General features: G+C 58.7%; 13 protein-coding genes. 7 read left to right on the top strand and 6 right to left on the bottom strand.

Annotated features, from left to right (window positions below):
* Positions 1–63: 63 nt before the first annotated feature.
* From LOY52_RS15545 to LOY52_RS15530, 4 genes are all read right to left on the bottom strand, one after another.
* Complete coding sequence (locus LOY52_RS15545) at positions 64–492, bottom strand: hypothetical protein (protein ID WP_258674862.1); 429 nt, start codon at positions 490–492, stop codon at positions 64–66.
* An 18-nt stretch (positions 493–510) separates the two neighbouring features.
* Positions 511–1,008, bottom strand: a complete 498-nt coding sequence (locus tag LOY52_RS15540) for a DUF4822 domain-containing protein (protein WP_258674861.1) — start codon at positions 1,006–1,008, stop codon at positions 511–513.
* A gap of 367 nt (positions 1,009–1,375) precedes the next feature.
* Positions 1,376–1,900, bottom strand: coding sequence for a cysteine hydrolase family protein (locus tag LOY52_RS15535; protein ID WP_258674859.1), 525 nt, complete (start codon positions 1,898–1,900; stop codon positions 1,376–1,378).
* 207 nt (positions 1,901–2,107) lie between these two features.
* On the bottom strand, positions 2,108–2,491 hold the full coding sequence (locus tag LOY52_RS15530; RefSeq protein ID WP_258674857.1) for a tautomerase family protein: 384 nt from the start codon (positions 2,489–2,491) through the stop codon (positions 2,108–2,110).
* Positions 2,492–2,965: 474 nt separating this feature from the next.
* Here LOY52_RS15530 and LOY52_RS15520 point away from each other — a divergent pair, with 474 nt between their 5' ends.
* The 3 genes from LOY52_RS15520 to LOY52_RS15510 all read left to right on the top strand — a co-directional run bounded on the left by LOY52_RS15520 (position 2,966) and on the right by LOY52_RS15510 (position 6,471).
* Positions 2,966–3,136 carry a hypothetical protein gene (locus LOY52_RS15520; protein ID WP_258674855.1) on the top strand — a complete coding sequence of 57 codons (171 nt, stop codon included), beginning with the start codon at positions 2,966–2,968 and terminating at the stop codon, positions 3,134–3,136.
* A gap of 253 nt (positions 3,137–3,389) precedes the next feature.
* Complete coding sequence (locus LOY52_RS15515; protein ID WP_258674854.1) at positions 3,390–4,670, top strand: HAAAP family serine/threonine permease; 1,281 nt, start codon at positions 3,390–3,392, stop codon at positions 4,668–4,670.
* A 148-nt stretch (positions 4,671–4,818) separates the two neighbouring features.
* Complete coding sequence (locus tag LOY52_RS15510) at positions 4,819–6,471, top strand: SulP family inorganic anion transporter (RefSeq protein WP_258674852.1); 1,653 nt, start codon at positions 4,819–4,821, stop codon at positions 6,469–6,471.
* A 177-nt stretch (positions 6,472–6,648) separates the two neighbouring features.
* Here LOY52_RS15510 and acnB read toward each other — a convergent pair whose 3' ends face one another.
* Entirely contained in the window at positions 6,649–9,258 is a 2,610-nt protein-coding gene (acnB, locus tag LOY52_RS15505; RefSeq protein ID WP_027613175.1) for a bifunctional aconitate hydratase 2/2-methylisocitrate dehydratase, read from the bottom strand.
* Between the two features lie 467 nt (positions 9,259–9,725).
* Here acnB and LOY52_RS15500 point away from each other — a divergent pair, with 467 nt between their 5' ends.
* Entirely contained in the window at positions 9,726–10,196 is a 471-nt protein-coding gene (locus tag LOY52_RS15500) for a DUF1289 domain-containing protein (RefSeq protein ID WP_007965774.1), read from the top strand.
* 86 nt (positions 10,197–10,282) lie between these two features.
* Here the strand turns inward: LOY52_RS15500 and LOY52_RS15495 are convergent, their stop codons facing one another.
* Positions 10,283–11,146, bottom strand: coding sequence for a universal stress protein (locus LOY52_RS15495; RefSeq protein WP_258674850.1), 864 nt, complete (start codon positions 11,144–11,146; stop codon positions 10,283–10,285).
* A gap of 159 nt (positions 11,147–11,305) precedes the next feature.
* Here LOY52_RS15495 and LOY52_RS15490 point away from each other — a divergent pair, with 159 nt between their 5' ends.
* From LOY52_RS15490 to LOY52_RS15480, 3 genes are all read left to right on the top strand, one after another.
* On the top strand, positions 11,306–11,914 hold the full coding sequence (locus tag LOY52_RS15490; RefSeq protein ID WP_258674848.1) for a tRNA-(ms[2]io[6]A)-hydroxylase: 609 nt from the start codon (positions 11,306–11,308) through the stop codon (positions 11,912–11,914).
* Between the two features lie 226 nt (positions 11,915–12,140).
* A complete protein-coding gene (locus LOY52_RS15485) occupies positions 12,141–12,848 on the top strand; it encodes a response regulator (RefSeq protein ID WP_139055957.1) in 708 nt (235 codons plus the stop codon).
* Entirely contained in the window at positions 12,849–14,135 is a 1,287-nt protein-coding gene (locus LOY52_RS15480; RefSeq protein WP_258674845.1) for an ATP-binding protein, read from the top strand.
* The last annotated feature ends 40 nt before the right edge of the window (positions 14,136–14,175 follow it).

Genomic DNA, 14,175 nt, shown 5'->3' with positions numbered 1-14,175 from the left:
CTGGACGGCTTCGCGCAAGAAGCAAGGGCGCCGGCACACGGGAAATCCCGTGTGCCGGCGTAATCACTCTACCGTCCGGGCTTTGATCTGTTCAGCCAAGGCGATCGATTTGAAATCATAGGTCGGATAAAACTCGGTCCGGTAACTGCCCCATGCGGTGTTTTCCAGGGCGAGGTTGACTTCCGCCAGGCGCGAAGCTGCAAAGCGCACGGTAACCACTTGGCCGATACCCATCATGATGTTCCAGCTCACCACTTCGACTCCGGCAGGAGGAAAGGCCTTATAGAAACCTTGTCGGGCGAGTTGGGCTTTGATTTCACCCAAGGGGCGCGACTGGTCATGTTTGAGGAACACAGTGAGCATCATCGCGTTCTCAGGCGTGGCAACCACATTTTTTGCAGGCGGGATGGTAGCTTGTGCATTGACCGCGCTGCAGTAGACCGAAGAGATCAGCATTGTCGATATCAGTAAAGTTTTAAGTGTAGGTTGCACGGTGAATGTCCTGTTTTATTATTTGAAGGCCGATTTAGTTTCTACTGTTCCGGTGTAAGGGGCGTGAACCACATAGATGCGTACAAGCGGGTTGCCTTCCACCATGTCACGGGGTACTTCCCGGGAATAGGTAAATTCGTTTTTGTTCAATGTTTCCATACGTCGAACAATGGTTTTGGTGGGGCCGATATCCGGTACTAGAACATGCTGTTCGTAGTCTCCGGTGACAAAAAAGTAACCCGCGCCGCCATTGTTGTATTTTGATTCTCCACTGTCGGTGTAAAAAAACTCATAGCGATTGCGTTCGGGATCCCAGGTCGATATGCCAACAACGCCGGGGAAACTGTTTTTTACGTCGGTTTCGGCCGCGCCTTCGATATAGACTCGAGTGGTCAGCCATCGCGGTGAAGACGCCAGGTCGCGAGCGTTTGAATACTCCGGGGCTTGCGTCGCCTCGCAGCCGCCAGTAAACAGCAATGCTGCAAGCACCAGGCATGCATGAGTGGTTTTTGGCATTGGCTGTCCTCTTTCAAAATAATTCAGGAAGCGCTCGAATCAAGTGTTCGAACCCCAAGGGTGAAAAATATAGGCCCGGCTTGCAGGAATGCTCAATGGCAAAGTAGTTGTTTGTAACAAAGCAGCTGTATTTATTTTTTGGCAGTATTTTGTAGTTGTTTTTTAGTTCGTTCTGAGTTGTAGGATTATTCTGAGATGTCCGTGCGGTTTGAGACTTTTTAAATTTATTTCTGTATGAGATCTGCCTGTTGTCGCTAGTAAATGTTTTTTGGTGAACGTAAATGCTGGAGAGTCTTGTAGGAAAGCGAATAACGTTGCAGTTTTCGCATTGACGCCGCTGCACTTAAGTGCAGCGGCGCAAACTTGATCAGAACTTCACATCGACGCTATTGACCAGTCGCACGAACACGGCACCGAGGGTGGCGTTGTGGTGCTCGATGATGACGTGGGCGGGTAATGCCGGGGTGTCCATGCAAGTGTGCGCGTCGGCCACCAGCAACGGTTTGAAGCCCAGATCGGCAGCGGCGCGACAGGTGGCGTCGATGCAGAACTGCGTCTTCATGCCGACCAGGTACAGATCTTCGACGTTTCGGCTTTTAAGCTGCTGCGCCAGATCGCTGTCATGGAAGGCGTTGGGGCGGGACTTGTCGAACACATGGTCCGACTCGGCATCCAGTTCGAGTTCCGGCAGCAGTTGCCAGAAGGGGCTGCCGGCGGCAATCGGTGAACCTGCCGGGCCGGTGTGGCGTGCGGCGTAGATCGGCACGTGTTGCAGGCGTGCCTGGCGGAGCAGGTGCTGGATGTTGGCGAGCACACGTTCGCCGTCGTGGGGTTTTTCCGGGCCATGGAACAGACCGACCTGCATATCGATGATCAACAATGCTGCGGACATGATGTTTCTCCTTGAGGGCTGCAAAAGCCGCACGGACGGGAGAAACAACAAGGCCCCGTCCATTGCTGGCGGGGCCTTGGGTTCACTGCGCTGGATTCATCTCAGGCAGCAACACCACGACCCGCCGGTAGCGGTCGTGGTGGTACGGGTGAGGCGCAGCGGGCGAACGTTCATGCCGTCGATCATGCTGGCGGCGGCGAAGGGCTGTCAACTCGCGTATTGAGCGATGCCGTTGCCGAACGACCAATTCTCCTTTTTGACTTCCACCAGATTGATGAACACGTCTTCCAGGCGGATGCCCAGTTGGGTGTTCAGGCTGTGCGCAATGGTCTGGTACAGGGCCTTTTTCTGCTCCAGCGTCCGACCTTCATTGAGGGTGATCTGGATGATCACCAACTGATCGCTGCGCTGGATGCCCAGGTACTGCGGGTCGAAGATGAAATGCTCGCCGTCGTGCTCGTTGAGGATCTGGAAATTATCGTGTTCCGGCACATTGATGGTGCTGCGCATGGCGGCGTAGATCTGCTCGCCGATGCGTCTGGCGAAGGTGGGGTCGCTGTGCTTTTTGATTTCGACGCGGACGAGGGGCATGGGCAAAGACTCCGTGGGGCAGGGGACTCATCTCACGCTAGAGCATGTCGGCCAGATTGAAAGTGTAGGGTGATGAACTCGCCGCTGTTTTTGTATGAGGCTACCTACGATTTTCGCGGATTTTGCCTACGAATTTGGCAGATGCGTCTGCTATGCGGCTGCCGATGAGCAAGCAATCATGAGGTACAAAGCAGCTCTGGAAGTGACAGCCAATAGCCAAGGAAGGCAAATGCTTCAAAACAATCGGGAACACCTGGAACTCGAAAGAATAATGAGTGAAATACGGAAACTTGCGGCCGAGAGGAAAAAACTTATGGCGGAAGAAAACAAGCTGAGGTGGGAGACGTATTTTTACCCGCTTGCGGTCGTTACAGGAGGGTTGACCGCAACTGCAGCCGTTGTAGGACTTTCACTTAAGTTTTAGGTGTTCGCGTTTATACCATTCAGATCCTGTCTCTAAAAAAGGAAATCACCATGAGTACATTTGATCGTCAGGCCATGATTGAACGAGCAGATCGAGAATACGATGAGGACGTTGAAAAAATGCGCATCAGACACAAGGGCGATATGTACCCAATCTGGGGAATGCTGGCGTTCGGCCTGTTTTGCATGTCACTCGGATTCATGCTGGCTCGATCAATCTGATCAAGTCTTCCCGCTCGTATTACATTGAAACTTGCCGGAAAACGACATCTCACGTATCCGGAGCCGACAGCCATTTTCCCGAAAACGACAACCCGCTGATCTGCTCCGCACAACCATTCCTCAGCTAAGTCTTTGCTTCTGCTCATTTATCACGGAGAATCGCGCCCCTGTTTCGGCCGGAGCATGTCTGTCGGTTTTTTTCCGACGCGTCCTGACCGAGTGGCAAGTGACCGGAATGCGGAGATCCGACCGGATGAATGATCAGGCCAATAGCGTCGACGCACGCTATGAAGCGGCAGCACCAGCTGAACTTTCGAGCTGGAATCGCCATGACACCACGTGGATGTTGGGACTGTTCGGGACGGCCATTGGCGCCGGTACCCTGTTTTTGCCGATCAACGCCGGTCTGGGTGGCTTCTGGCCGCTGGTGATCCTCGCGCTGTTGGCCTTCCCGATGACATTCTTCGCTCACCGCGGCCTGACCCGCTTCGTGCTCTCCGGTCGCGAAGGCGCGGACATTACCGAGGTGGTCGAGCAGCATTTCGGTATCAAGGCCGGCGCGCTGATCACCCTGCTGTACTTCTTCGCCATCTTTCCGATCCTGCTGATCTACAGCGTCGGGCTGACCAACACGGTCGCCAGCTTCCTCGAACACCAACTGCACATCACGCCACCCCCGCGCGCGCTGCTGTCGTTCGTGCTGATCCTCGGCCTGCTGGCTGTGGTGCGTTGCGGCGAGCAGGCGATTGTCAAGGCGATGAGCCTGATGGTGTATCCGTTCATCGTCGCGCTGCTTTTCCTCGCGGTGTACCTGATTCCGCACTGGAACGGCGGCATTCTCACTACTGCCTCGCAAGTGCCGGCACCGTCGGCGCTGCTGCACACGCTGTGGCTGGCGATTCCGGTGATGGTGTTCTCGTTCAACCACTCGCCGATCATCTCGGCGTTCGCGGTGGATCAGAAGCGTCGTTACGGCGTCAATGCGGAGCAGCGCAGCTCGCAGATCCTCTGCCGTGCCCACCTGTTGATGGTGGTGATGGTCCTGTTCTTCGTCTTCAGTTGCGTGCTGACCCTGTCGCCGGAACAACTGGCCGAAGCCAAGGCGCAGAACCTGTCGATCCTGTCGTACCTGGCCAACCACTTCAGCAACCCGGCCATCGCCTTTGCGGCTCCGTTGATTGCCTTTGTGGCGATTTCCAAGTCGTTCCTCGGCCACTACATCGGTGCCAGCGAAGGCCTCAAGGGCCTGATCGTCAAGAGCGGCAAGCGTCCGGGCGCCAAGGCGCTGGATCGTATCGTCGCGGCGTTCATGCTGGTGGTGTGCTGGATCGTCGCGACCCTTAACCCGAGCATTCTCGGGATGATTGAGGCCATTGGCGGTCCGGTGATCGCGGCGATCCTGTTCCTGATGCCGATGTACGCGATTCGTAAAGTACCGGCGATGGCGCGTTATCGCGGTCAGGCGTCGAACGTATTCGTTACCCTGGTCGGTCTGGTGGCCATTTCGGCGGTGATTTATTCGCTGACTGCTTGAAGATCAAGAGATCGCAGCCTGCGGCAGCTCCTACAGGTATACACAAACCCCGTAGGAGCTGCCGAAGGCTGCGATCTTACGCTTTTCAGCTACAGTGGCCGCTGTGCGTGACGCGCACAGCGGCTTTTTTTCGTCTGGAGACAGTGGATTGTCGAGCGCGCCCCAATCTGTAGAACCCCCCAATCGCTGGCAGGACATCCTCGCCGGTCTGTCGATTGCCGGTCTGTTGTTGCCCGAAGCGGTGGCCTATTCGACCATCGCCGCGCTGGCGCCCCAGGCTGGGGTGATTGCGCTGTTTGCCGGTCTGCTGTGTTATGGGCTGTTTGGCACCAGCCGTTTTGCCATTGTTTCCGCTACGTCATCCTCGGCAGCGGTGCTGGCGGCGGCCACGGCGACCATGGCCAATGGCGACCCGCAGTTGCGCGCGACGCTGGCGGTCGGGTTGGTGCTGGTCACCGGCGGACTGTTCTTGCTGGCGGGGATCTTTCGTTTTGGCAGCGTCACCGCGTTTATCGCCAAACCGGTACTGCGCGGCTTCGCTTTCGGCCTCGCGCTGACCATCATCCTCAAGCAGGTCGCCAGTGTGGTCGGCGTGCACCTGACCGATGCCAATCTGGTGCGCTTCGCCCCGCAATTGCTCGAACAACTGCCGCAGTGGAACTGGCCGGCGGCGGCCGTCGCAGCGGTGGCGCTGGTGCTGTTGGGACTGTTCTCGCGCTTTCCACGGGTGCCTGGCGGTTTGCTGGTGGTGGTGATCGGCATCGTCGCCGGGCAATGGCTGAACCTTCCGGCGCATGGCGTGAACATGATCGGTTTGATCGACCTGAGCCTGGAGGTGCCGAGCCTGCCGGCGCTGCCGTTTGCCGACTGGCTGCGGCTGGGGGAAGTGGGGTTTGCGCTGGTGATGATTCTGTACGCCGAGTCGTACGGCTCGATCAGTTCGTTCGCCCTCAAGCACGGCGACCGTGTGACCTCCAACCGTGACTTGCTGGCGCTCGGCGCAGCGAACTTGTTGTCCGGATTGTTCCATGGCATGCCGGCGGGGGCCGGTTATTCGGCGACGTCGGCGAACGAGGCCGCCGGCGCGACTTCACGCTGGGCCGGTGGCGTGGCAGCGCTGGTGGTGCTGGTGATCGTGCTGACGGTACTGCCGTGGATCGCCCTGACACCGGAGCCGATTCTGGCGGCCATCGTGATTCATGCGCTGGCGCGCGGCTTGAGTCTGCAGCCATTGGGGCGTTACTTCGTCTGGCGCCGGGATCGGCTGTTGGTGTTGTGTGCGGTGGGGGCGGTGCTGGTGCTGGGCATTCTCGACGGCTTGCTGGTGTCGGTGGCGATCAGCGTGCTGCTGATGCTCAAACAGATGTCGGCGGCGGACATTCAGGTGCTCGGGCGCATTGATGGCGGGCATGATTTTGTCGATCTGCAGCGTCACCCGACGGCGGTGACTGAGCCGGGAGTGCTGATTGTGCGGCCCAGTGAGGCGTTGTTCTTTGCCAATGTCGAGCGGGTTCTTGGTGCAGCGTTGCGCTTGATTCGTCATTCGGATGCGCCAGTGCACACAGTGATCCTGAGTCTGGAGGAAACCCCCGACCTGGACGGCACCAGCATCGAGGCAATGCAGGAGTTTTTCCTGCGGGTGCATCAGGAGGGCAAGCGCCTGATTCTGGCGCGACTCAAGCATGAGGCACTGACGGTGCTGGAGGCATTGCCCGAAGTAACGAGCAACCGTGTGATTCTCAGCGGGCTGAGCGTCGACGGGGCGGTGCAGCAAGCCGTGAAACCTGACGAATCCCTGTAGGAGCTGCCGAAGGCTGCGATCTTTGCTCTTGATCTTAAAAAGCAGGATCAAAAGATCGCAGCCTTCGGCAGCTCCTACAGGGGAATGTCGAACACAAATGTATTTATCTGCTGTGAGCACGCATAAAAAAACGCCGCACATCTCACGATGGGCGGCGTTCTTCATTGCGTTGTAACGTTAGGCTTGAACCACCGGGATCTTGGCGTTCGCAGCAGCTTCACGGAACTCGGCGATCTGGTCGAAGGACAGGTAGCGGTAGACATCGGCCGCCATGCTGTCGATCTTGCCAGCGTATTCCATGTACTCCTCGACGGTCGGCAGGCGACCCAGGATCGAAGCCACGGACGCCAGCTCGGCCGAAGCCAGGTAGACGTTCGCGCCGTCGCCCAGACGGTTCGGGAAGTTACGGGTCGACGTCGAGACCACGGTGCTGTTCGGCTCAACGCGTGCCTGGTTACCCATGCACAGCGAGCAGCCTGGCATTTCCATGCGTGCGCCGGCCTTGCCGTAGATGCCGTAGTAGCCTTCTTCGGTCAGTTGGTGAGCGTCCATCTTGGTCGGCGGCGACAGCCACAGACGGGTTGGCAGCTGACCCTTGACCTGATCCAGCAGTTTACCGGCAGCGCGGAAGTGACCGATGTTGGTCATGCACGAACCGATGAACACTTCGTCGATCTTCTCGCCAGCCACGCTGGACAGCAGACGGGCGTCGTCCGGATCGTTCGGTGCGCACAGTACCGGCTCGTTGATGTCGGCCAGATCGATTTCGATGACTTCGGCGTATTCGGCATCGGCATCGGCTTCCATCAGCTCAGGGTTGGCAATCCAGGCTTCCATCGCTTGCGCGCGACGTTCCAGGGTACGTGCATCGCCGTAGCCTTCGCCGATCATCCAGCGCAGCAGGGTGATGTTGGACTGCAGGTACTCGGTGATCGACTCTTTCGACAGCTTGATGGTGCAACCGGCAGCCGAACGTTCGGCCGAGGCGTCGGACAGTTCGAACGCCTGCTCCAGGGTCAGACCTTCCAGGCCTTCGATCTCCAGGATGCGGCCGGAGAAGGCGTTTTTCTTGCCTTTCTTCTCGACGGTCAGCAGACCGTTCTGGATGGCGAAGTAAGGAATGGCATGAACCAGGTCACGCAGGGTGATGCCAGGTTTCATTTTGCCTTTGAAGCGCACCAGGATCGATTCCGGCATGTCCAGCGGCATGACGCCGGTGGCAGCGGCGAACGCGACCAGACCGGAACCGGCCGGGAACGAGATGCCCATCGGGAAACGGGTGTGCGAGTCACCACCGGTACCCACGGTGTCCGGCAGCAGCATGCGGTTCAGCCACGAGTGGATGATGCCGTCGCCCGGACGCAGGGAAACGCCGCCGCGGGTCATGATGAAGTCAGGCAGGGTGTGGTGGGTGGTTACGTCGATCGGCTTCGGATACGCCGCGGTGTGGCAGAAGGACTGCATCACCAGGTCAGCGGAGAAGCCCAGGCACGCCAGGTCTTTCAGTTCATCACGGGTCATTGGACCGGTGGTGTCCTGAGAACCTACGGTGGTCATTTTCGGTTCGCAGTAGGTACCAGGACGAACGCCTTTGCCTTCTGCCAGACCGCACGCCTTGCCGACCATTTTCTGCGCCAGGGTGAAGCCCTTGGTGCTTTCAGCCGGTGCTTCCGGCTTCTTGAACAGATCGAATGCCGGCAGACCCAGTTCGGCGCGAGCCTTCTCGGTCAGGCCACGGCCGATGATCAGCGGAATACGACCGCCGGCACGGACTTCGTCCAGCAGCACAGGGGTCTTCATTTCGAAGGTGGTGATGACTTCGTCGGTACCGTGCTTGCAGACTTTGCCAGCGTGCGGGTACAGGTCGATCACGTCGCCCATGTTCATGTTCGATACGTCGAACTCGATTGGCAGTGCGCCGGCATCTTCCATGGTGTTGTAGAAGATCGGAGCGATTTTGCTGCCGAAGCAGAAACCGCCAGCGCGTTTGTTCGGCACGTAAGGGATGTCGTCGCCGAAGAACCACAGCACCGAGTTGGTCGCCGATTTACGCGAGGAGCCGGTACCGACCACGTCACCGACGTAGGCGATCGGGAAGCCTTGACCGCGCATCTCTTCGATCTGCTTCATCGGGCCGGTCTTGCCTTGCTCGTCCGGAACGATGCCGTCACGGGCCATTTTCAGCATGGCCAGGGCGTGCAGCGGGATGTCAGGACGCGACCAGGCGTCTGGTGCCGGGGACAGGTCGTCGGTGTTGGTTTCGCCGGTGACCTTGAACACGCGCAGGCTGATCTTGTCGGCCAGCACCGGGCGCTTCTTGAACCACTCGCCGTCAGCCCAGGATTGCAGCACGGCCTTGGCGTGAACGTTGCCGTTCTTGGCTTTTTCAGCCACGTCGTGGAAGGCATCGAACATCAGCAGGGTGTGCTTGAGTTCTTCGGCAGCCACTGGCGCCAGTTCGGCGTTGTCCAGCAGTTCAACCAGAGTCACGATGTTGTAGCCGCCCTGCATGGTGCCGAGCAGTTCTACAGCGCGCTTCTTGTCCAGCAGAGGGGAGGTGACTTCGCCTTTGGCCAGGGCTGACAGGAAACCGGCTTTGACGTAAGCGGCTTCGTCCACTCCTGGTGGTACGCGATTGGTGATCAGGTCAACGAGGAAAGCTTCTTCGCCAGCCGGAGGATTCTTCAGCAGCTCGACCAGGCCTGCAGTTTGTTCGGCGTTAAGCGGCTGGGGAACGATACCCAGGGCTGCACGCTCTTCGATATGTTTGCGGTAGGCTTCAAGCACAGTTATTACCCTCATCAGTGGTCCCAAATGGGTGTCCGGGACGCTCATCCCGAAATTGCCGTACTCATGCACCGCACGACGTTGTGGGTCGTTTGGCCAGAATTACCGGCAATTCCTTACAGAAGCTGCTTTCAAAGTTTTACGCCTGCAGAACGGGGAGCTGATGAGGGTTGGCGTTGGGCTTTTCCCCGCTGGAAAAACCCTTCGCCAACACCGCTCTGAAGGAACGACTGTGCTCGTGACGCTTTGAAAACAGCTTCTAACGGACATTGGCGCCTTAAAAGGCTGGCTGATTCTACGGCAAAAAAAATTTAAAGGTAAGTCGCGCTCTATTGGACTTTGGTGGCGTTGTGCGCGGTTAGGGTAAACGCCGACCCAGCGCTTGCCCCTGACGTTTGAGGGGTGATCAATGCCCGACAAAGGGCTAACATGCCGACCTGTTCCGCGTTTCAGTGTTTTGCCAATTTATGCCCAATCAAACCATCAAGACCCCCTGCGTCGGCCTCTGCTCCACTGTTTACGGAGATCTGGTGTGCCGTGGCTGCAAGCGTTTCCACCACGAAGTGATCCACTGGAATGGTTACGGCGAGGAGGAAAAGCGTGCTGTGTGGTTGCGTCTGGAGCAATTGCTGTCACAAGTGATGGCGAGCAAGGTCGAGATCTTCGATCCGGCGCGCCTGCGCCAACAGCTGGAACAGCGCAAGATCCGCTTTGTGCCGCATCAGTCGGAATATTGCTGGGCCTATCAGCTGATTGCGCGCGGGGCGCGGGTGATCATTAATCTGGAAGCCTACGGGATGGTGTTGCTGCCGGAGTTCCGCGACTGGAACCTGCCGGAGTTGCGCGATGCCATTGATCGGGAATTTTTCCTGCTGTCGGAAGCGCATTATCAGCGCTATATCGCACCGGGCTTCCTGAAAGACGCCTTCGGCGCCTGAAGATCAAAAGATCGCAGCCTGCGGCAGCTCCTACAGGTGGAACGCATTCCCTTGTAGGAGCTGCCGAAGGCTGCGATCTTTTGCTTTTAATGCTTCACCGCCAGCTCCCCCAGATGATCCTCAACCTCCTGCGGCTTGAGCACCAGCACGTCGCTCTCCAGCGCATCCAGCACCACTTCGGCGGTATTGCCGATCAGTGCGCCTGACAACCCGGTCCGCGCCACGGTGCCGATCACGGTCACCGCCGCCTGCAGTTTGTGCGCCATGAACGGGATCAGCACATCCGCCGGGCCTTCCTCGATATGCAGATGTTCATCATCCACATCGAACTCGGCCTGAAATGCCTTGCACTGCTCGCGGTACCTCGCTTCGATGGTTTCCTTGAGTTGAAAGGTCGGATCCGCTGCCGAGAGCATGGGTGACGGATGCGCACTGATCACATGCAGATGCGCCTTGGCGAGGCTGGCAATGTCGTAGCCGTGATCAATGATCGTGGTGTGCAAATGCCGGTGCTCGCCATCGGCATTGCCCACGTCCACAGCCGCAAGAATCACTCGGTCTTTCCAGGAAGTGGATGTTTTTACCAACAGCACCGGGGTCGGACAGTGCCGCAGCAGTTTCCAGTCGGCCGGGGTCAGCAGGGCTTTTTTCAGGGCGCTGTCGGGGAAATGCTGTTTGACCACCAGACCGCAGCCTTCAGCTTGCTGCACATCGATGATGGTTTCGTGCAGGCTCTCGTTCCACGCCTGTTCGGTGGTCACGCTGTAGCCATCCGCCAAAAGCGCGGCTTTGAGCACGCCGAGCATGCCGGCGTGGTCGTGCTTGCGGTCGCACACCAGCAGGTGCAGATGGGCCTGGGTCACGCCGGCGATCAGCTTGGCGCGCTTGAGCGCCAGGCTTTCCGAATGTTCGGGTTCGATGACCACCAGAATGCTGCGAATGGCTTGCATGAGCGGAGTCTCCAGCAAAGAAAAGGCACGGCGTTGCACAACTATAGTTGCTGCTCATGCGCCTGCGACTTGATGCATATCAACGCCTGCGACTGGTGGTCTGCGGGCAGGCCGGTATAATCGGCGGCCTTTGCTCGTAGACCTTTTACCGTGAGCCCCATGATCCTTCCCGAAATCCACGAATTCCTTGGCTGCCGCACGCCCGACGCCTGGGTACAGGCGGCACTGGCCGATCAGGAAACTCTGCTGATCGACCACAAGAACTGCGAGTTCAAGGCTGCCAGCACCGCGCTGAGCCTGATTGCCAAGTACCATTCCCACGTCGACCTGATCAACATGATGTCGCGTCTGGCCCGGGAAGAACTGGTGCACCACGAACAAGTCATGCGCCTCATGAAACGCCGCAAGATTGAACTGCGCCAACTGCACGCCGGGCGTTACGCTTCGGGCCTGCGCAAAGTGGTGCGCAGCCACGAGCCGGTGAAACTGGTGGATACCCTGGTGGTCGGCGCATTTATCGAAGCACGCAGTTGCGAGCGTTTCGAAGCGCTGGTGCCGCATCTCGACGAAGAACTCGGCAAGTTCTATTTCGGCCTGCTGAAAAGCGAGGCGCGGCACTTTCAGGGTTATCTGAAACTTGCTTACCAGTACGGCGACGCGAAGGACATCGCTCAGGTGATCGACAAGGTACGTGCTGCCGAGCAGGAGCTGATCGAGTCGCCGGATGAAGAGTTTCGCTTTCACAGTGGTGTGCCGGTCGCCGCATAACCCGTTCGAAAAAACAACGTCAAAAGATCGCAGCCTTCGGCAGCTCCTACATTTGGAATGCGTTTCCCTGTAGGAGCTGCCGAAGGCTCGGGCCGCGTTCGGACGATCTTTTGCGTGTGATTGTTAAAAACTCTTAAGAGTATGAAACATCACCGATAACGGGCCTCTGCCAACGAATCCCGCCATACTGTCGACCATTTCACACATGGGTTGGCAGACGGTCGTTATGGATAACCTGGGTTTTGGCAAAGTCCTGCTGGTCGAAGACGATGAGCGTCTGGCCACGCTGATTGCGCACTTTCTTGAGCAGCATGGCTACGAGGTGCGCGCGGTGCATCGCGGTGATCTGGCGGTGGCCGCGTTTCTCCAGTTCCAGCCCAAAGTGGTGGTGCTCGATCTGATGCTGCCGGGGCAGAGCGGCCTGCACGTGTGCCGGGAGATTCGCAGTGTGTCGGACACGCCGATTGTCATCCTTACCGCCAAGGAAGACGACCTCGACCATATTCTCGGCCTGGAATCCGGTGCCGACGACTACGTGATCAAACCGATCAAACCGCCGGTATTGCTCGCGCGGCTGCGCGCCTTGCAGCGGCGGCAGATGCCGGAAGCCGGCGTGGTCAGTGCGCTGGAGTTCGGGCGCTTGAGCATCGATCGCAGCTGTCGCGAAGTGCGTCTGGCCGGCGAGATCATCGAAATGACCACCATGGAATTCGAGCTGCTGTGGTTGCTGGCCAGCGCTGCCGGCAAGACCCTGTCGCGCGATGACATTCTCAACCGCATGCGCGGCATCGCGTTCGACGGGCTCAATCGCAGCGTCGACGTGTACATCAGCAAGTTGCGCAACAAACTCAAGGACAATCCCCGCGAGCCGGTGTGCATCAAGACCGTGTGGGGCAAGGGTTATCTGTTCAATCCGTTCGCGTGGGAGCTGTAGATGCTGCGGTTATTCCTCGGGCTGTTTCTGGTGATGACGGTGGGCCTGGTCCTGGCGTTGCAGACTGTCGAGCGTACGTTCGACGCCTTGCTCGACTATCAGATGCAGGACTACAACCGCGAGGCGGTGCGTGGTCAGGCCTGGACGCTGGGAGAGTTGCTGCGCAACCTCGACGGCCCGGCCCGTGAAAAACAACTGCAGGCCCTGCGCCCGCACTATGGCTTGGGGTTGACCTTGGTCGAAGCCGATCAACTGGCGCTCAGCGACGAGGAAAAAGCCGAGCTTGCTCAAGGCTTGCTGGTGATCCGCGACAAATACACCCAATACATTTCTGCCATCGACGGCGGCTCGCAGCTGCTCAGCATCCGCTTGCCCGCCGAACCCAGCCTGATGCCGTTCTACATTGCCGGTGCCTATTTGATGATCGCGGTGCTGATCGGCTGCGTACTGTTTTTCTGGGTGCGCCCGCACTGGCGCGATCTGGAAAAACTGCGTCTGGCCGCCGAGCGCTTTGGCGATAACGATCTGTCGGTGCGCATTCAACTGTCCAAGCGCTCGAACATCCGCGACCTGGCTGAACACTTCAACCTGATGGCGGCGCGCATCGAGAGCCTGATCGCCAATCAGCGCGAACTGACCAACGCGGTGTCCCACGAGCTGCGCACGCCGATTGCGCGATTGTCGTTCGAACTCGACCAGCTCAAGCAGCAACCGGACGCCAGCCAGAACCGCGAACTGATCGCCGACATGTACGCCGACCTTGGCGAACTGGAAGAAATGGTCTCCGAGCTGCTGACCTACGCCAGCCTCGAACGCGGCGCGACGGTGATCAAGTGCGAAAACATTCAAGCGGCCAACTGGCTCGACAGCGTGGTCGGCAGCGTGGCGCTGGAGGCGGAAGCGGCGGGGGTGCAGTTGCTGATCGGTGACTGCCGGCTCGACACCGTGCGCATCGAGCCGCGCTTTATGGCGCGGGCGGTGATCAATCTGCTGCGCAACGCCATTCGTTATGCCGAGCAGCGTGTCGAGGTGACGCTGGTGCGCAGCGGCGATTACTACGAAGTGCGGGTCAACGACGACGGTCCGGGTGTGCCGGTGGAAGGTCGGGAGAAGATCTTCGAGCCGTTCTCGCGGCTGGATGCCAGTCGCGACCGTCGTACCGGCGGTTTCGGCCTGGGTCTGGCGCTGGTGCGGAGGGTGTCGCAGTCCCATGGCGGGCAGGTCGAGGTCGGGGAATCGGTGTGGGGTGGGGCGTCGTTCCGGATGACCTGGGCGCATCTCGACTGATTTGTGTTGTCAGTTCCGGCCCTATCGCTGGCAAGCCAGC

This window comes from Pseudomonas sp. B21-051 (genome assembly GCF_024748795.1).
GTDB classification, from domain to species: Bacteria; Pseudomonadota; Gammaproteobacteria; order Pseudomonadales; family Pseudomonadaceae; genus Aquipseudomonas; species Aquipseudomonas putida_A.
The sequence above is the reverse complement of the archived record's forward strand: the minus strand, read 5'-3'. Positions and strand labels throughout refer to the sequence as shown.

Excerpts from the sequence above, each read along its gene's own strand:
- LOY52_RS15540 (WP_258674861.1), bottom strand. The coding sequence starts at position 1,008 with ATGCCAAAAACCACTCATGCATGCCTGGTGCTTGCAGCATTGCTGTTT.
- LOY52_RS15535 (WP_258674859.1), bottom strand. The coding sequence starts at position 1,900 with ATGTCCGCAGCATTGTTGATCATCGATATGCAGGTCGGTCTGTTCCAT.
- LOY52_RS15530 (WP_258674857.1), bottom strand. The coding sequence starts at position 2,491 with ATGCCCCTCGTCCGCGTCGAAATCAAAAAGCACAGCGACCCCACCTTC.
- LOY52_RS15520 (WP_258674855.1), top strand. The coding sequence starts at position 2,966 with ATGAGTACATTTGATCGTCAGGCCATGATTGAACGAGCAGATCGAGAA.
- LOY52_RS15515 (WP_258674854.1), top strand. The coding sequence starts at position 3,390 with ATGAATGATCAGGCCAATAGCGTCGACGCACGCTATGAAGCGGCAGCA.
- LOY52_RS15500 (WP_007965774.1), top strand. The coding sequence starts at position 9,726 with ATGCCCAATCAAACCATCAAGACCCCCTGCGTCGGCCTCTGCTCCACT.
- LOY52_RS15495 (WP_258674850.1), bottom strand. The coding sequence starts at position 11,146 with ATGCAAGCCATTCGCAGCATTCTGGTGGTCATCGAACCCGAACATTCG.
- LOY52_RS15490 (WP_258674848.1), top strand. The coding sequence starts at position 11,306 with ATGATCCTTCCCGAAATCCACGAATTCCTTGGCTGCCGCACGCCCGAC.
- LOY52_RS15485 (WP_139055957.1), top strand. The coding sequence starts at position 12,141 with ATGGATAACCTGGGTTTTGGCAAAGTCCTGCTGGTCGAAGACGATGAG.
- LOY52_RS15480 (WP_258674845.1), top strand. The coding sequence starts at position 12,849 with ATGCTGCGGTTATTCCTCGGGCTGTTTCTGGTGATGACGGTGGGCCTG.